This is a genomic window from Paenibacillus sp. WG02, assembly GCF_055396115.1.
Window position 1 is genome coordinate 8,350,978 of record NZ_AP036016.1, and the last position, 18,491, is coordinate 8,369,468.

At 44.7% G+C, this 18,491-nt stretch carries 10 protein-coding genes, 1 pseudogene and 1 riboswitch; of the genes and pseudogenes, 3 read left to right on the forward strand and 8 right to left on the reverse strand.

The features are described 5' to 3' along the window. Window positions 1-21 precede the first annotated feature (21 nt). From ACBP55_RS37815 to ACBP55_RS37825, 3 genes are read right to left on the reverse strand one after another with little or no spacing between them, the layout of a single operon-like run. Window positions 22-1,389: an AraC family transcriptional regulator gene (locus tag ACBP55_RS37815; protein ID WP_464648747.1), complete on the reverse strand. Its 1,368-nt coding sequence runs from the start codon at window positions 1,387-1,389 to the stop codon at window positions 22-24. Next, window positions 1,364-2,827: a sensor histidine kinase gene (locus ACBP55_RS37820; RefSeq protein WP_464648749.1), complete on the reverse strand. Its 1,464-nt coding sequence runs from the start codon at window positions 2,825-2,827 to the stop codon at window positions 1,364-1,366. The genes ACBP55_RS37815 and ACBP55_RS37820 overlap by 26 nt, the downstream gene beginning before the upstream one ends. Beyond that, window positions 2,824-3,813, reverse strand: coding sequence for a sugar-binding protein (locus ACBP55_RS37825; RefSeq protein WP_464648750.1), 990 nt, complete (start codon window positions 3,811-3,813; stop codon window positions 2,824-2,826). The genes ACBP55_RS37820 and ACBP55_RS37825 overlap by 4 nt, the downstream gene beginning before the upstream one ends. Window positions 3,814-3,980: 167 nt before the next feature. Here ACBP55_RS37825 and ACBP55_RS37830 point away from each other — a divergent pair. The 3 genes and pseudogenes from ACBP55_RS37830 to ACBP55_RS37840 form a co-directional block, all read left to right on the forward strand. Next, a pseudogene (locus ACBP55_RS37830) lies at window positions 3,981-5,531 on the forward strand (catalase); the annotation flags it as partial. 393 nt (window positions 5,532-5,924) lie between these two features. After that, window positions 5,925-6,995 (forward strand): phosphotransferase, encoded by a 1,071-nt coding sequence (locus ACBP55_RS37835; RefSeq protein WP_464648752.1) that lies wholly within the window; start codon window positions 5,925-5,927, stop codon window positions 6,993-6,995. Then, window positions 6,979-7,869, forward strand: a complete 891-nt coding sequence (locus ACBP55_RS37840; protein WP_464648754.1) for a phosphotransferase — start codon at window positions 6,979-6,981, stop codon at window positions 7,867-7,869. The genes ACBP55_RS37835 and ACBP55_RS37840 overlap by 17 nt, the downstream gene beginning before the upstream one ends. A gap of 143 nt (window positions 7,870-8,012) precedes the next feature. Here the strand turns inward: ACBP55_RS37840 and ACBP55_RS37845 are convergent, their stop codons facing one another. The 5 genes from ACBP55_RS37845 to ACBP55_RS37865 form a co-directional block, all read right to left on the reverse strand. After that, a complete protein-coding gene (locus ACBP55_RS37845) occupies window positions 8,013-14,681 on the reverse strand; it encodes an OmpL47-type beta-barrel domain-containing protein (protein ID WP_464648756.1) in 6,669 nt (2,222 codons plus the stop codon). A 95-nt stretch (window positions 14,682-14,776) separates the two neighbouring features. Continuing rightward, window positions 14,777-14,869: riboswitch (cyclic di-GMP riboswitch) on the reverse strand. A 303-nt stretch (window positions 14,870-15,172) separates the two neighbouring features. Then, entirely contained in the window at window positions 15,173-15,631 is a 459-nt protein-coding gene (locus ACBP55_RS37850) for a hypothetical protein (RefSeq protein WP_464648758.1), read from the reverse strand. Between the two features lie 34 nt (window positions 15,632-15,665). After that, window positions 15,666-16,112: a hypothetical protein gene (locus tag ACBP55_RS37855; RefSeq protein ID WP_464648759.1), complete on the reverse strand. Its 447-nt coding sequence runs from the start codon at window positions 16,110-16,112 to the stop codon at window positions 15,666-15,668. After that, window positions 16,109-17,305: an Alp7A family actin-like protein gene (locus ACBP55_RS37860; protein WP_464648761.1), complete on the reverse strand. Its 1,197-nt coding sequence runs from the start codon at window positions 17,303-17,305 to the stop codon at window positions 16,109-16,111. Before ACBP55_RS37860 ends, ACBP55_RS37855 begins: the two co-directional genes overlap by 4 nt. 809 nt (window positions 17,306-18,114) lie before the next feature. Next, window positions 18,115-18,480, reverse strand: coding sequence for a DUF779 domain-containing protein (locus ACBP55_RS37865; protein WP_464648762.1), 366 nt, complete (start codon window positions 18,478-18,480; stop codon window positions 18,115-18,117). Between the last annotated feature and the right edge of the window lie 11 nt (window positions 18,481-18,491).

An 18,491-nucleotide genomic window follows, 5' to 3' on the forward strand; every position in this document is an offset into this window, starting at 1 on the left:
CTGCTCAGCATGAACCCTCTTTTATAATTGGTTACGGTATTCGGTAGGCGTTACTCCTGTTACCTTTTTAAATACTCTACTGAAATAATTAGGGTCTTTATAACCCACCATATAGCAGACTTCCTTTAAGCTGAATTGCCCGTCCCTTATGAACTCTTTAGCCCTTTCGATCCGCAGCCTTGTCACATAATCAATGAAGGTTTCACCAGTTTGCTGCTTGAATACTTTACTGAAATAATACGGGTTCAAGTGGACATGCTCGGCCACATCTTCGAGGGAAAGCTCCTCGCGGAATTTATCTTGAATGAACGTGATGGCGTTGTCTAGGACACTCCAAGTTCGCTGTTCACGTTCCTCACGGATTCGTTTGATGGCCAATTCTACGTAAGTACGCTCAGAAGCATTGTCTGCAATAAACTTATCAGCCGTTTCACGCTCTCCTTCTAGGGAGAGCATTTTCAGATCCTCAAAAGAGCAAAGGTTACCCCACTTTTTAGGATACGTGGATGCGAAGACGGCTTCAAAATACGATCGCCTTATTCCTTCAATATCCATTTGAACAGACCCGATGCCTATATTAGCGTCTATACTACGCTGTTGGTGGAGTGTCTCGACCAGCTTATTGCCTAGGAAATGAGCTTCCTCTCGCAATACCTCATCCTTGATTTCCGCCTTCTCGAGAAGAAAGATGACCATGTGCCAATGGACCATGGAACTGACCACACAACCGACCCTATTCTTGATAAATCCTTTGGCGAAGTTTTTTACCGTTTCGTAAAGCTTTTTCTTTTCGATGCCTAATTCCTGCTCGGAGGTATGCCCGAATTCCGGCAAGGCTAGCACAAGCGCACATCCTTTATCTATGGAAAGCTCGAGGATATCAGCCAGATACCCCACCTCGGTTTCATTCACTTGATCGGACATAAAGACCAGAGCCATTTCCGTTTCCGCCAGCGGGAGCAGCTGGAAATACTTATCGCGCATTGCGAACTCCTCGTCGCGCTTTCTTTGGTCCTGGTCAATTTCAGCTACGAGCCGTTGGAGGAGCGCGACGATTTGATCGCGTTTAGCCGGCTTGATTAGGTACTCCTTCACCCCCAAGGAAAGGGCTTCTTTGGCATATTCAAAATGTTCATAGGCTGTAACCAGAACCATCTTGATCTGCGGACTATGAGCCTTAATTTCCTTTAACGCTTCAAGGCCTTGAATGCCCGGCATCCGAATATCCATCAGCACGATATGCGGCCGAAATTCATCTGCCTTTTGAATAGCCACGCGACCATTCTCCGCATGAATAATTTCAAAGGTATTCGGCATCATGCGGGTAACGATCCACTCAATGCCTTCTCTCTCTAAAGCTTCGTCATCTGCGATCAGTAGGCGATACATCCCCATCCTCCTTTCCTGCAGCAGGAATCCGGATGAGGACAGTCGTCCCTCGGCCCAGCTCACTGTGAATATCTACAAGATTCTTTTTTCCATAAAATAATTCAAGTCGTTTAAACACGTTACGCGTCCCTAAGCCAGTGGATTGTCCCTTTTCTTGGTCAGGCAGCGGTTCGGACTCGAAGTGAAGCAGAGACTCACGGACCTCCTCGCTCATACCGATCCCATTATCCGATATGGCAACCCTTACCTCATCAGGCTCGCATGCAATGACCAGCTTAATCTCCGCCCCTTCTTCCATTCCCTCAATACCGTGGACGAAGACGTTCTCAAGTATCGGTTGAAGGGTTAGCATGGGAACATAAACGTCCAGTCCGCTCTCGTCAATTTCTGTTACAAACTGAATCCGGTCACGAAAGCGGGCCTGTTGGATGGTAAAGTACTCCTTGGCATGCTCAACTTCATCCCTAAGCGTCACCGGACGATCCAATTTCCGAAGATTATACCGAAGAAGATTCGACATGGATACCGTGAGATCGCTTGTTTTCTCAGCACCCTCGAGCAGAGCAAGCTTGGATATGACATTCAAGGAATTAAAGAGAAAGTGCGGGTTGATCTGATTTTGCAAAACTTCCAGCTCCAATTCTTTGACCAGCTTGTCCTTTTCCAAGCTTTCTTTCTCTTTCATAATAAGTTCCTTTAAATTATCCTGCATGCGCCCAAAGGCTTTAGATAACATACCAAACTCATTATGCTCACTAATCTGAGGAGGTGGAGCCTGCAAATTCCCGTCTGAAATTTGTTGAGCCGTTAAGGCTAACTGCTTGATCGGTCGGGTAATACCTAGGGAGATCCAATAAGCAAACAAGACGCTTATCAGCGTATTCAAGATAAAGATAGCGACTCCCCAGTGATTCATAACTTCTGTTTGGATAAGAATTTGTCTGTAGAAGGGTTGATAATAACTCAGTTCCAAATCAATAAGATGATGTCCTTCTGTTTGGATGAACGCTGCTGTCTGCTCAGCCTCTTCGTAGAAAGCCGCATAAGCCAGAGAACCTTGGCTGTTTAATGCCTCTATAACACCCGCTTCTTGCCCTATAAAAGTATCGATCATATTGCGATAGCTGCGAACTGTAAGATCCGTTGTTGGAATCGTCGTCCCCTGTGCAGACAAGCTCTCCCGCAGATGATTGAGCTCATCCATCTGACTTATATAGACCTTGCGGCTGTTCTCCGTTCGATCCATTAAGTAAACATTCAGAGCACGAAGATTCTCTTGCGTTTGTCCGGCAATTTGCTTGTACAATAATACCCGATCCAACATCACATTATAGCTTTGCTGCACCGTTCTTCCGCTTTCAAAAATGAAATAAGCGACCGCGTTATTCAATATAAAAAGCACCGGGATGACTATAAATAACATTCTACGTATATTCATGGGCTGCCCACACTTAACTTCAGTTGGTTTCTATCCAGAATATCCGTAGTGGTGAAGTGCTGGACCGGAATGGAGCCCCCTTTGAAAATTTCCGCTAGCAAATTAACAGATTTGAATCCAATCTCTTTGGGCTGCTGAACGATGGTAGCTAGGATTGCTCCTTGGGCGATGCCCTGCCTGGTTTCATCTAAGTCATCAAATCCGTACACGCTTACATCTGCTCGATTCGTTGCCTTCAGTCCTTCTACGATACCAACAGCATCTAAGGAGCTAAATCCCACCATCGTCTGAATACTTGCGTATTGATTTAACATAGCTTCAGTCTGCTTAGCGGCTTGAATCCGTGAAATATTCGATGAGCGGACGGCTACAATTTCAAATCCTGGCGTATTTCGAATAATCGAACGGAAGCCCTCTAGACGCAGCTGTTGATTATCCGCCAGTTCGCTCCCGATTATGACACCGATACGGCCTTTCCCGCCACCAGCTTTCACCACAAGCTCTCCCATGCGTTTGCCTGCTTCCCAATTATCTGTTCCTACGTAGGCAAGTCGCCGACTCTCCGGCTCATCCGCATCTATTGTGATTACTGGAATACCTTGATCTATCGCCTTGCCGATCAGAAGATCGTAGCGCTGCTCCTTTATTCCTTGCAAGATAATGGCATCCGGCTTGGCAGCAATCGATTTCTCCAGGAGATTCATTTGCTCAGCAGGATTTATGCGAATCGGCCCCATGTAGTCAATCTTCGCACCCAACTGCGCCGCGGCTTCTTTGGCTCCCTGTTCCACCGTTCTCCAAAATGGATTGGCGATCTCTTGAGCTATAAGTACAACGTGCTTGATACGTTTATCCTCTATCTTGCTCTGCTCCATTTGCCCGACCAGATGATCAATCTTAAGCGTAGAAGATACAAACTGAAATAAAAAATAACAGAAAACAAGAAATATGCCTATCAGCCCCACAGTCCACTTTTTCTTTGACATGGAGCACCCCCGAAGTTTACTTAAAAATATAGATTTATTATACAGAGCCTGCCAATAAAACGGAAATCACGTTTAGTATTCGATGATGAATAATTTTCCTATACATGGCAAAAGGTACTACTGACAATTTAAGGAAGGATGATTTAGGGACAATGGACAAAGAAAACCAAGAGATGACCTTAACGAATCGACAAGGTCATCCGATTTCAGATAATCAAAACATACGAACCATTGGAAATCGAGGACCTTCAACGCTCGAAAACTACCACTATATCGAGAAAATATCCCATTTTGATCGGGAACGAATTCCAGAACGTGTTGTACATGCACGAGGTGCCGGTGCCCATGGGTATTTTGAGGCCTATGGCAAAGTGGGTAATGAGCCTATCTCCACCTATACACGGGCCAAGCTTTTTCAAGAAGCAGGCAAACAAACCCCTGTATTTGTCCGATTTTCTACGGTCGTTCACGGCAATTACTCTCCAGAAACCTTTCGTGATCCGCGAGGGTTCGCCACCAAATTCTATACCGAGGACGGTAACTGGGACCTAGTCGGCAATAACTTGAAGATTTTCTTTATTCGTGATCCGTTGAAGTTCCCGGACATGGTTCATGCCTTCAAACCAGACCCTGTTACCAACCTGCAAAACCCAGAAAAAATGTTCGATTTCGTATCGAACTCTCCGGAGGCCACTCACATGATCACATTCCTGTTCTCTCCGTGGGGGATTCCGGCCAATTATAGACAAATGCAAGGGTCTGGTGTGAATACCTACAAGTGGGTCAACCAAGACGGGCAAGCCGTATTAATCAAGTATCACTGGGAACCGTTGAAGCAAGGCATGAAGAACCTGACTCAGAAGGAAGCCGAAGGCATCCAGGGTAAAAACGTAAGTCATGCCACGCAGGATTTATATGAAGCCATCGAGCGAGGCGAATACCCGGAATGGGAGCTCTGTGTTCAAATCTTGAGTGATGACGAGCACCCTGAGCTCGACTTCGACCCCCTTGATCCGACAAAGCTTTGGGATCATGAACAGTTTCCTTTTTTACCTGTGGGCAAAATGGTTCTGAACAAAAACCCCGAAAATTACTTCGCTGAAGTCGAGCAGGTAGCCTTCGGTACGGGGGTTCTAGTAGATGGTCTTGATTTCTCCGATGACAAGCTGCTGCAGGGCCGAACCTTCTCCTACTCCGATACCCAGCGATACCGCGTGGGAACGAACTACCTTCAGCTGCCGATTAATGCCCCCAAAACACGCGTAGCCACGAACCAACGGGATGGACAAATGGCCATCATGGTTGATCAGGCACCCGGGCAGAATCCGCATGTGAATTACGAGCCCTCCTCACTTGGAGGGTTACAAGAAGCGGCTCCATCCGGCAAAGAACATCAACCTATGTATAATGACAAATTGGTCCGTGAAAAAATCAGCCGAACCAACGACTTCAAGCAAACCGGAGATACCTACCGCAAATTTGAAGATTGGGAACGCGATGAATTGATTGCGAATTTGGTAGATGCACTGAAGATATGTAAGCCAATTATCCAGAGTACAATGATCGAACACTTTACCAAGGCAGATCCTGATTACGGTCGACGTGTTTCTGAAGGTCTTGCTCAAGCTAATGTCGACTCGTCACACCTCGGTTCCGATTCTGAAAGAGATGGAGCTGAAATGGCCGAGAACTCAGGAAAGCGGACGGATGGATATTAAAGATTACTAGTTATGTTTCAGGAAATGACCGAGTAAGGCTGATAGAACTGTGACCCGAAAGATGGACACTTCAAGGATAAACGACTTCGTCGTCCCACTGGGACGAGCGCGTTTGTCAAGGTAGATGCGAAGCAAAAGTATAAAACTTATACTTTCTTATCTACTGAAAAAAGTGACCTCTCTCGGGTCTTTTTACGTTGAAGAATACATGTATGAAATAGAATCCACATTCTCGGCCGAATGATGTTGACCGGTCATTTTTTCGTATCCCCGCTGTTCGAATGGAAAGTTTTTGCAGCACTCGTGTTATTAGACCATACAGATGTACCCATGATTGAATAGTCTAGCTAATAACTACTCCTTCACCCATCTTAAATAAAGCGAGGTTGCCACATGGCAAATCCCTATTCGAAACACCAAATTCGCAAGATTACTCGCCACTTCGGCCTGCGGCCGCTCCGGTCAGGCACGGTTGCATCCTTTTACAAAGAAAATGCGATTATTCAAGTACAAACGAAAACGGGCACCTATGCCGTGAAGCCTTTTTTTCGAAATACACTCCTCCGCTCTAGTACCCTTAATCAAATGAAATCAACAGCAGAGAATATAGAACTCTTGATAAATAGCGGATTCAGTTACATGCCCAAATGGCTAACAACCCGCTCAGGAACGTTATGGACATTACACCACGGACGCCCCTTCTATATGACGGAATGGATAAAAGGAAGAAATCTGGAAACAACCGAAGATTATGAGGAGCTTGGCCGGGCCCTTGCCACCCTACATATGATCCCCAGTGGTCATCTTGACACGAAAGGGCCCTTCACCCGTAAACAAATCCAATTATGGAAAATCCAAGATAGCCTCTTTCGTACACGAATGGAAAAAGCTATCCAAAGACATGAGCGGAGCCGCAAGTGGTACAAAAAATACGGAAAGTACTGTAAGCGCCTTACCGAGCAAGCCTGGGCTTATTTAAGCAGTCCCGAGATCGAAGATCTTTTGGAGAAGGAATCGGAACGCCCCACATTGATCCACAACGATATCACTTCCCCTAATGTCATTATTTCTGGAAAAGGCCAGCTGTTCATTATCGATTGGGACCGTGTTAAAGTGGGCTCCATCTATGTGGATCTAGCGAAAGCGCTCATGAACACAACACAATTCAATCCCGATTTTATACTAGCGTTGTTAAAGGGGTACGAAGAACGCCGTCCGTTAGACGAGACCGAGCGCAAATTAATTTTGTATTTATACGGATTACCTCGGGAAGCTTGGCACGCTACTCGGTTCCCTAATCGCTCAAGAAGCCGTGAAATGCTCAATATTTTGGAACAAACCTGGCATCCCCGATTAAAAGCAATGAAATTATTAGATGAATGGACAAAATCAATCCCTAAGGAGAATGAGCATGAAAATGTCCAGGAAGTTGTCCAGGAAGATGTCCATGATGTCACAGGTTGAACAAATGTATGGCATAAAAATAAAAGAAGCCCTTCAAATCAAAGATATTTGTCAAATTCGGACGACAGACGGGTCCTATTGTTTAAAAAGCTACGCGTTCCCTGAAGAGGAAGTCCGCTTTATTACCCGTATCCTATCCTATATGGATGAGCGCGGTTTTACTCGTGGTCAGAAAATTTCTCCTACGGTGGAGCAATCCCCCTACATGGCTTATGATAGCCATTTCTACACGTTAACGAATTGGGTTGACGGGGAGAGGCCGGACTTTACGAGGAGAAAGGACTTAAAGAAAGGCATTCGAACCTTAGCCAAGTTCCATGCCATCGCTGAAGGGTTTCCTATAGCCGAAGCTCGGGAAGCAAGAATTCGATATTCAGGGCTGGAACATGAAATTACCGAATATAAAACTCTGCTCAGCTCTTACAAAATTACAGAGCATTTAGCAGCACTTACTGAGGATGTACTAGACCATTTACAACAACCCAAAGTAATAGAGGCCATCGATACGGAACAAAGGGCTTCCGCCTTTGTTCATGGCGATTACAATTATCCCAATCTGATGAAAGACAAGCGGCAGAAGCTGCATTTGATCGATTTTGACAACACTTCGCTCCACACTAGAATGAAGGATTTGTCCCATATTCTTCATCGAAACTGCCTCTGGGACGGTACGGAGATGCTTCATTGGATCGATTATTATCAGAGATATCGTCCGTTAAGCTCATCTGATCTCAGCCTTCTTCATGCCCTTTTATCTGCACCTTATCATGTGGTCCGAAACATTAGGATTGGCGGTATTCGTCTGGCCAAAAAGATTATTCCGACTGCCGCCCATTTGAACAAGTATCAGCGTGAGCTTAGGGCGTTGCTTTAATCGGGGAGTCACAACAAGACATAGGAACCAAAATATATTGTTCATTCCTCCTTACAAGTTAAGCACAAAGATCCCCAAGCTCACATTAGGGTGAACTTGGGGATCTTTATGCTTATTATTCGCCGCTTGGTTATTTCCTTACATTACTTTTGTACTTTCACTATGGTCTGACCGATTACCAAAAATCCATTTACATAGCCTCGGAATTCTAGGTTTTCATTTGGTCCTGTCCAAGTAAAATCGGAGCGTTCGAACTTGAATTGTCCATTCTTTGCTTGATTATAATAACCATTGTTGCTAGATAATGCCTTAACGCCATTGAGCACAGCCGTATTAAGATCAAATCCTTCGCTTTTGAACCCTTCTGGTAAATTCACACGAACGGTAAACACACCATTATTGCCTTTGATTACTGTTGGTGTTACTTCAATGGAGCCAGCAATGTAAACAACAAATTGTTTTTGAATCGTAGTACTTAAGCCTGCAGCATTGCTTGCAGTTACTGTGATTATATAGCTCCCAGGCTTATCCAATTTGATTGCACTTCCATTAGCAATTGGTTTGCCTATAGATTCGCCTGGTGCCGTAATTGTCATTTTTTCGGAAACAATGCCCGACAAAATATCTCGCGTAGAATAACTTAATGTTAACATCGTGTTGAGCTTGAACTCGCCACTCAAATTCATTGTGATTTCTGGTGCCGTACGGTCAATTTTCACTTCTACCGTCTGTGCCTTCTCTGCGTTACCCGCTTGGTCAACCGAGTAGAAGCTAACTTGGCTCACGCCTTCTTGACTCACTGTCACACTCGTACCTTCTGCATAGACTCCGCCGTTCACGGAATACAACGTCTTGGCTACGCCGCTTTGACTATCCGCAGCTGCCAGCGTCACGGTTGCATCGGACTTCGTCCAGCCTTCTGTCGCGGTCGCTGTAGTTACTGGCGCCGTGCGGTCGATTTTCACTTCTACCGTCTGTGCCTTCTCTGCGTTACCCGCTTGGTCAACCGAGTAGAAGCTAACTTGGCTCACGCCTTCTTGACTCACTGTCACACTCGTACCTTCTGCATAGACTCCGCCGTTCACGGAATACAACGTCTTGGCTACGCCGCTTTGACTATCCGCAGCTGCCAGCGTCACGATTGCATCGGACTTCGTCCAGCCTTCTATCGCGGTCGCTGTAGTTACTGGTGCCGTGCGGTCAATCTTCACTTCTACCGTCTGTGCCTTCTCTGCGTTGCCCGCTTGGTCAACCGAGTAGAAGCTAACTTGGCTCACGCCTTCTTGACTCACTGTCACACTCGTACCTTCTGCATAGACTCCGCCGTTCACGGAATACAGTGTCTTGGCTACGCCGCTTTGGCTATCCGCAGCTGCCAGCGTCACGATTGCATCGGACTTCGTCCAACCTTCTGTCGCGGTCGCTGTAGTTACAGGCGCCGTGCGGTCAATCTTTACTTCTACGCTCTGTGCTTTCTCTACGTTGCCCGCTTGGTCAACCGAGTAGAAGCTCACTTGGCTCACGCCTTCTTGACTCACTGTCACACTCGTACCTTCTGCATAGACTCCGCCGTTCACGGAATACAACGTCTTGGCTACGCCGCTTTGGCTATCCGCAGCTGCCAGCGTCACGATTGCATCGGACTTCGTCCAACCTTCTGTCGCGGTCGCTGTAGTTACTGGTGCCGTGCGGTCAATCTTCACTTCTACACTCTGTGCCTTCTCTGCGTTGCCCGCTTGGTCAACCGAGTAGAAGCTCACTTGGCTCACGCCTTCTTGGCTCACTGTCACACTCGTACCTTCTGCATAGACTCCGCCGTTCACGGAGTACAGCGTCTTGGCTACGCCGCTTTGATCATCTGTAGCCGCCAGCGTCACAATTGCTTCTTTAGACCAACCTTGAATATTGCTTGCCTTTGTTACCGGAGCCGTTTTGTCAATTTTCACATAAATGATTTTTGTCGCTTCCGTGTTGCCTACTTTATCTACAGAATAATAAGATACTTTATTATTGCCTTCTTGACTAACAGTAACGGCAGTTCCGGACACGAAAGCTTGGTCGTTCAAAGAATAGAACGTATTTGCCACTCCCGTTTCATTATCGATTGCCGACAATGTTACTGCTGCATTTTGATTCGTCCAATCCGCTGGTGCAGTTGCTGTCGTTACCGGTGCCTCAGTATCGATGATCAGCTTTGCCTCAACTGTATTGGAAGGATCCGATTCACCAAATGAATTACTATACGATGATACATAATACAGGTGGTTCGCATAAGATAGGTTATTTACTGTGTAAGACAGGTTGTTTAAGTTTTTAACCAGCAGTACCGGTTGTCCATTTACAATTTCATATACGTTATAACCATTAGCGTATGTGATAAAATTCCATGTAATTACAGCGCTTGTTGGACTTAGCAGCCTCAAACCTGCCACTGGAGACTGCATATCAGGGTAAATAATATCAAATGTTAACCGATTGGAAGGTGCAGACTCACCAAAACGTGTATTATAAATGACTAATTCATAATTATGCGTTTTCTCACTCAGGTTATAGATCTGGGTTGTTAGAGCCGTACCTTTATAGATTAACTGACGTGTTCCGTCTGACACTTCATATACACGATATTCATTAGCCCAAGTTGCTGTCGTCCAAGTTAATGTCAGATTATTAGCGTTCGTGACTGTTCCTTTCAATTGTGACGGCTGAAGTACCGGCCATGTCAAAGTGAAAGCTGAGACACCCGCCTTCGGCGATTCACCGAAACGATCACTATAGGAGTAAATCTCATAATTGTAGTCACCTTCTGGCATGTTGGTAAACGTTAAGGTTGTACCCGTTTGTGTTTTTTTCAATTCTCTTTGACCATCTACGATTTGGTAGACACGATAAGCCGTAGCGTAAGTAGAGGTTCCCCACGATAAGGTAATGTCATTGCCATTTGTCACACTTTTTGTTACATTACTTGGAGCTTGCATGATCGGATGTACCAGTGTAAATGTGAGCTCTCCTCCCTCCGGAGACTCACCAAAGCGACTGCTGTATGAATGAATTTCATAGGTATAGTCTCCAGCAGGCATGTTGTAAAATCCTATCGCAGTGCCCGTCTGTGTACTTTTCAGCACTCTTTGGCCATCTACTACTTGATAAACTTTATAGGTATTAGCATAAGTTGAAGTTCCCCACAATAAAGAAATGTCGTTGCCATTCGTTATACTTTTCGTTACATTAGCCGGCGCTTGCATGATCGGATGTACCAGCGTAAACGTGAGCTGACGTCCCTCTGGGGACTCACCAAAACGGCTGCTATAGGAGTGCACTTCATAGGTATAGTCGCCTGCTGGCATGTTGGTATATGTTACAGTTGTTCCGGTCAGTGTGCTTTTCAACACCTTTTCACCATCAACTACTTGATAAACTTTATAAGATGTAGCGTAAGTTGAGGTTCCCCACTTTAAAGTAATATCATTCCCATTCGCAATCGTCTGCGTTAATGTAGTAGGTGCCTGCATCACAGGGAAATCCAAGGTAAAGCTTACACTAGCTCCATCTGGAGATTCCCCGAATCGAGTTCCGTAAGAATGAACTTCATACGTGTATTCTCCTTCAGGCATGTTTGCAAATGTAACTGATGTTGCCGCTTGTGATTTCTTCAGAACTTTCTCACCGTTAATTACTTGATAAATGTTATAAGATGCTACGTTTGCGACGGCCCCCCATTGCAGGGTGATATCATTACCGTTCGTAATCGTTTGGGTTACTTGATCCGGTGCAACTGTCCAATTCTGATCAAGGGTAAAACTAACCTGGCTACCCTCTTGTGATTCACCGTAACGACTACTGTATGAATGGACTTCATACTTATAATCGCCCGCTGGTGAGCTAAGATAGCTTACGGAAGTAGTGGTCACAGTGCTTTTCAATACCTTCTGGCCATCAACGATTTGATATACCTTATAAGAGTTTGCATAAGGGACAGCTACCCATTTTAAGGTAATGTCATTACCGTTTGCTATCGTCTGGGTCAGACTTCCCGGTGCTTGCATCACTGGGAAAACCATGGAGAGGTTCACTTTACTTCCTTCCAGCGACTCTCCGAATTTAGTACTCACAGAGTGAACAACATACGTATGATCCCCAGCTGTTACATTCGTGTACGTTACTGTCAACGTGGTCACTGTACTTTTCAGAACCTCTACACCATTCACGACTTCATAAACTTTGTAGCTGTTAGCATAGGGTACTGTATCCCAAGTTAAAACCACATCGTTACCATTCTGTACTTTAGCTGCCAGATTACCCGGCCCTACCATTGTCGGAAGAGTCAAATTGAAGCTTACCTCAGCACCCTCCGGGGATTCTCCTAAAATCGTTGAGTAGGAATCAACTACATAATGATAATCCCCACCAGGAATATTAGTATAGGTTACGGTTAGGCCTGTTAATGTGCTTTTCAGAACCTTTTGGCTATCAATAACCTGGTACACTTTATAGCTCGTTGCGTAAGGTACTGATGTCCACCTCAAGGTCAGATCATTCACATTTGCCAAACTGTAAGTCAGGCTAGCCGGAGCTTGCATCGTTTGCCCATTCAAAGTGAATGTCAATTGCACGCCGTCTACTGATTCTCCAAATCGTGTTGAAACCGTATGAACTTCATACGTATAATCACCAGGCTGCATATTGGTATAAGATACCGTAGTTGTAGCTACTGTGCTTTTCAATACTTTTTGACCATTTATTATTTGATACACTTTATAGCTGTTACCATTTGCTGCTGCGTCCCAGTTTAAAGAAAACGCCGTAGCCGATGTTACACTCTGCACCAAATTGGTTGGTGGCAGTATCGTTGGAAGTACGATAGAGAAAGTTACCTGAGCACCTTCAGCCGATTCTCCAAATCGTGTGGAATTCGAGTGAATTTCATACGTGTAATCCCCTGCTGCCAGATTTGTATAAGTTACCGTCGTACCTGTCACCGTGGATTTCAATACTTTTTGACCGCCTGAAACTTGATATACTTTGTAATTGGTTGTATTTGCAACAGCAGTCCATGTTAATACGACATCTGTCACATTTTGAACCTTTGCAGTCGGATTTCCCGGAGCTGCCATGGTTACAGCATCTACCGTAATCGATACCTGGCTCCCTGCCACGGATTCCCCATATCGATCGCTATAGGAATGAACCTCATACAGGTAATCGCCAGCCGACATATTTGCATAGGTCACAGTCATTCCGGTTACTGTACTTTTAAGTACCTTTGCACCGTCTACGATTTGATACACTTTATAAGCCGTAGCATTAGGTGCAACCGTCCATGTCAGTACGATGTCATTTACATTCTGAAATTTGTATGCGAAATTCCCCGGAGCAGCCATGACTACTTCCCCTACCGTTACGGCAGCTTGTGTTCCTTCAGCTGATTCACCAAAACGGGTGCTAACAGAATGAACCTCGTATACATAATCACCCGCAGGCATGTTAACGTAGGTAATCGTCGTGCCCGTCACTGTGCTTTTCAGTACTTTTTGATCACCAATAACTTGATAGATATTATAGGAGGTAGCATTGGGTGCAACCGTCCACGTCAGTACAATATCAGTCAGGTTTTGCAGTTTGGAAGTAAACGTTACCGGAGGAGTCATCGTAACCGATCCTACACTCAAGGAAACTGTACTGCCGTCAACCGACTCGCCAAACAAGTTATTGGACGAATGAACTTCATATACATAATCGCCTGCCTGCATATTCGTAAATGTAACCGTCGTACCGGTTACTGTGTTTTTCAATATTTTTTCTCCATTGATAACTTGATACACCTTATAAGAGGTCGCGTTGGTCGCAGCGCTCCAAGTTAGTACCAAATCATTCACATTTTGAAGTTTAAAAGTGAGGTTGCTTGGCGGCACCATTGATCCTACGGTTAATGAAATCGTGCTGCCCTCAACAGATTCTCCGAAACGGTCACTGAAAGAGTGAATTATGTATGTATAATTTCCAGCGGGCAAATTCATATAGGATACGGTTGTTCCCGTTATTTTACTGCTTTTTAATACTTTTTGATTATCAATAATTTGATAGACATTATAGCCAGTTGCATAAGCAGTAGTATTCCACTTCAATGTAACGTCATCGGTAGCCACCGTATACGTTAAACCGCTAGGAGCCGTCATCGTCGGGTAGCCGACAGTAACTTCTACTGGAGCAGAGTTTGGAGATTCGCCGTACAAAGTATGACTAGCTGTTACCGTATATGTATATATTCCCTCTGCGGCATTGTTGACTGTAAAAGTTCTTGCTGTCCCTGAATAGACTAACTTTCTTCCACCAACTTGATTTTCATACAAATTATATGTTTGTACATTAGGAGCTGTTCCCCAGTTCAAAACAATATTGTTACCATTCTGTATGGTGTACGTTAAAGTGGCCGGGGCAATCATATCCGGATAAGTGATATTGATATTCACAGGAGCACATGGGCCCGATTCGCCACTTGAACTTAAAGTAGATACCACATAACTGTAGGAGCCCTCTGCCAGGTCATTCATGGTAAAAGAAGCAGTTGTCGTTGTCCCGACATTGATAAGCTGCCCATAGGTGATGCTGTATACAGTGTATCCTGTAGCTCCATACACCGGGCTCCACGTTAATTTCACATCATCAGGAGTAAGAAGTTGAGCAGCAAGATTGCTTGGAGGTAAGATGGTTCCGTTGTCTGTTGCTCCCCACGCATGTAATGCTGGAAAAATTAATTGAACAAATAAAAGCAGCGTGAGAACCATAGACATTTGTCTTGATTTCTTCATTGACATCTGACATTCCTTCCCTTCTTATAATAAGGATTGATAGATCTCAAAAAAAAGAAAAGAACCTTAAACAAGGTTCATAGAAAAACACTATGATTCCCTGTGGTAACCGGCTGCCATCCGCGTTTATTAATACGCGTGTCAGGCCCTTGGCTTTGCGTCTCACAGTTTCCTGTGATTTGCCCTTTTCACTTGAGATTTCGATACTTCTATCTCTGCCATAATACTATATTCCTAATAATTTGAATAGGTAAATTTAACTAGAAAGTCATACTCCGCATGTATTCTAGTACTTTTGATCTTCTTTATTAGTTGAAATTCAATGGTTTCTCCTATATTTATAAAACTTGTATTGTAATTCGACAATATTTGAATTGATATCCCTTACATATGATGTTGCATAAGGTTATAAACATGGAATATTACTAGTCTTTCAAACTTAAAAAAAACCATGTTTTCTACAAGCGTAGATAACATGGTCTTTTTTTACCTATACCTTAGTTAGCGATTCTACTCCAGACAGGGTACTCTTCCAAGTACCCATACTCGTTCAATTCCTTAAGAGCCTTGCGTATGCTATGCTCATCCTCGCCCGATTCGCTGGATAGCTCCAATAAATCGCTTAGGTCGATGTTCGGGTTCTCTTTGCAAAACGTAAGCAAGCCCTTAGCAGCCCACGAAAGCCGATCGTCTTGGAAATCTCCCACCATGCGGCGGAAGATTTTGTGCGAGACAATTCTCAGCTCCACAAGCTGCTGTAAAGCCTTAGTCGCTTGCTTGATACTCATGCGACCGAGCTTAGCGATATCAGATAATCCTGGAATGTTCGATTCCGAAGAAAAACATTTCAAGACGATAAATGTCATTTGTGTATAAATATCCATGCCGGGATGGTGAAACACTTCATCTGAAAGATTGAAATGACGCGCTGCGTCCTTAGCTTGTCCGTTGTCCATCTGATGTCCTCCTTTTCATAATCATGGAGTTCACCTACTCATTATGGTTACCCTGATCCGAGGGTTGTACCAGCTTACCCGAATTGTGCCGAGACTGCCGGAAAATTTGCGCCAAGCTGAATTTTTTCTGATCACTGGCACTCGGGATCTCCTTCATTGGCTGGTTGAAATCATCATTCGCTTCATGAGCAGGTTCAATAGGCTCTGCCGACTCCATGTCACTGTAGTTCTCTGCGAGCGAAACGGCCTCATCCCTATCCGAGGCCCTTTCTTTCCCGGGAAATAATTCTGCAACTGGTCGTTTATTCGATTGCTCTTCACGAACATATCTGGTCAGAATATCCATGATTCCTTGACTGAAAATGCCTTCCATTTTCAATTGGTTCAAATAATCAATAACCTCCGGCGGCGTATCTGACGGAATATACAGGGTAACATCCTTACCGGAGCGAACGTAAACGGTGGATCTACGCTTTTTCAATCCGAACCGCTCCCGCTCTCGGATACTCCTTCAGAATTAGCACTGGCCGCTGCGGTTTCGTCCTCATGCTTCAGCGCGTGGTCAAGCATAAGAAAGGTGCCACGCACATTTCGGAATTGGCTGTGTTCCACGGTATCAAACTTAATGGGCAAGCCCAGCTCAGCATTTAGCTTCTCAATCCAAGGCTGCAGCACGACCGCTCCACCGCCGATAAACCAAAACTCATTGGCATAGCGAACATGCTTCCAAGAGTTGCGGGCGTATTTCAGCACTTTTTCCGCTAAAATACGCATATGCCGGTTAATCAGGCTTGTCATGTCAAAAACAACCTTGCCCTCCGCATAAATCTCATACTCTTTGTTGACCAGCATGAGGGTCAATTCTGCCGTGCTTGCGATCAATTCCTCGCCTTGCGAGTTAACCTCGTTGCGAATGCTCTCTAATGCATCATTGAGGTAGATCTTAGCGCCGGTTGAGTGCCGCTGATCCAGATCGAGACCGGGTTTGAAGAACGCGATATCCATATCAACACCGCCTACATCCGCAATGCCGAAGCCTTTGTGGGATAGATGCGATTTGGAAGTTGCCTCCAGGTCGTAAACACCGGATACATCGTCTATGCTGATATCGGTAGGAAGCGAAAATTCCATTTCTACCGTGATCCCTTTAAATACGGGGGTTGTCCCGAAAGTAACGGAATGTACGCCTCCTGTAATCTTATTAGCAAATTCCTCGCGGAATTTCGTTATTTCACGGATTGGCAGACCTGTACCCAAATTGACAGCGGCTTTGATCCGCTTTTTCCCTCGCTTGATGGCATCCTCATGTTTCTTGGCAATGGCATACGCTGCAGCCGTAAGGAGAGTCACCATCGTTTCGGGTCTCTGGGCCTTCTTCTGCACCGCTTTATCCCCAACGATTTCATGAATAATCCCTTCGTCACCGATGGCTAAGTTACCCACGTAAACATGTCGGTACTGATCGCTCTCTATCGAAGGCGATGTAATTTGTACGTCAAGAAAATCCAAGGGATCACCTTGTTCCATCAACAGAAATCGTTCACCAAACGGTTGTGCTAGCACATTAGGGAAAATAAAGTTATTGTCCAAATGGTCGTAAATCACTTTAACGTGACTGCTGCCATTATCAATAGACAGCGTGATGGTAGTGGTTAAGACTTCGTTCTTTGTCAAGTCTATTCCCCTCTCCGTAGGCCTTATTTGAGTTTATATAAACATTCGCGCTACTAGGGCTAATTGAGAGGGTATTTGGAGTAATTGGTATTTTTAGCAGTTAGCTGGAATGAACTTTAAACTTCAAAGTTTAAGATTCAAAGTTTAAGATTTAAGCTCTAAACTTCACGATTTAAAAGACAAGATTTAAAGTTTAAAGTTTAGGATTTAAATGTAAAGTTTAAACTTTGTTTCGGGCCACATAGATTTGTCTTAAATCGGGATCAATCGTTATATAGGCAGAATTTAGGTTGCTAGATGATTGAATTCATATTAGCTGTTGAATGATGTTGTAGAAAGTGCAACAATTTATGCCTAAATCTCGCCTATCTCCCTTCATTGTTGCATCATGTACAACAATTTAGCCCAATATAGACCATTTCGCATCAAATGAGCTCAAAATGTTGTACGAAATGCAACTTCAAGTTGCAAAATATCCTTTTGGCGTGTTAATTGTTGTAAAAAATACAACATTGGTAACCACGATAGCCCTTCAGCCCTCACGAACGCTGAATGTCTCTAAAATCGTATTTTGGAGTTATGAATACCAATTGTGAATTAATCGACAGTCTCTTCTGTAAAACTTTCCATTATTTATGGGACAGCTTACCGTTGAATCAATGCACATACAGCCTTTCTGCGATTTGCTTCATGGTCATAAGCCGAATATGGGAAGAGCCTTTCTTGTAAAACTCTGCCTGCAGCTCAAACAACCCTGCTCCCTTCGTCAAGGAAGAGAACAGGGTTGTTGATCCTATCTTATAAAAAGCTTATAGTCCTAACACACGCCGCTCCTCATCCGAGAACATCCTCGAGCGAGTCAGAAAGCGTCGCCCTTCCGGCCCCTCAAGCGAGAACATCCCGCCTCTGCCGGGCACCACGTCAATGATGAGCATCGTATTCTTCCAATATTCGTATTGCGACTTGCTCATATAGAAGGGCGCGCCGCCTATATCCCCTAGCCATACGTCGCTGTCGCCGATAAGAAACTCACCTTGCGGGTAACACATCGGAGAGCTGCCATCACAGCAGCCGCCGGATTGATGGAACATGATAGGGCCATGCTTGGCCTTTACGATTTCGATCAGCTCTAGAGCGGCATCGGTAGCAACAACTTTGCTCACTTCTATCGTCATCGTGCGGCTCC

Excerpts from the sequence above, each read along its gene's own strand:
- ACBP55_RS37825 (WP_464648750.1), bottom strand. The coding sequence starts at position 3,813 with ATGTCAAAGAAAAAGTGGACTGTGGGGCTGATAGGCATATTTCTTGTT.
- ACBP55_RS37865 (WP_464648762.1), bottom strand. The coding sequence starts at position 18,480 with ATGACGATAGAAGTGAGCAAAGTTGTTGCTACCGATGCCGCTCTAGAG.
- ACBP55_RS37840 (WP_464648754.1), top strand. The coding sequence starts at position 6,979 with ATGATGTCACAGGTTGAACAAATGTATGGCATAAAAATAAAAGAAGCC.
- ACBP55_RS37815 (WP_464648747.1), bottom strand. The coding sequence starts at position 1,389 with ATGTATCGCCTACTGATCGCAGATGACGAAGCTTTAGAGAGAGAAGGC.
- ACBP55_RS37820 (WP_464648749.1), bottom strand. The coding sequence starts at position 2,827 with ATGAATATACGTAGAATGTTATTTATAGTCATCCCGGTGCTTTTTATA.
- ACBP55_RS37845 (WP_464648756.1), bottom strand. The coding sequence starts at position 14,681 with ATGTCAATGAAGAAATCAAGACAAATGTCTATGGTTCTCACGCTGCTT.
- ACBP55_RS37850 (WP_464648758.1), bottom strand. The coding sequence starts at position 15,631 with ATGGACAACGGACAAGCTAAGGACGCAGCGCGTCATTTCAATCTTTCA.
- ACBP55_RS37835 (WP_464648752.1), top strand. The coding sequence starts at position 5,925 with ATGGCAAATCCCTATTCGAAACACCAAATTCGCAAGATTACTCGCCAC.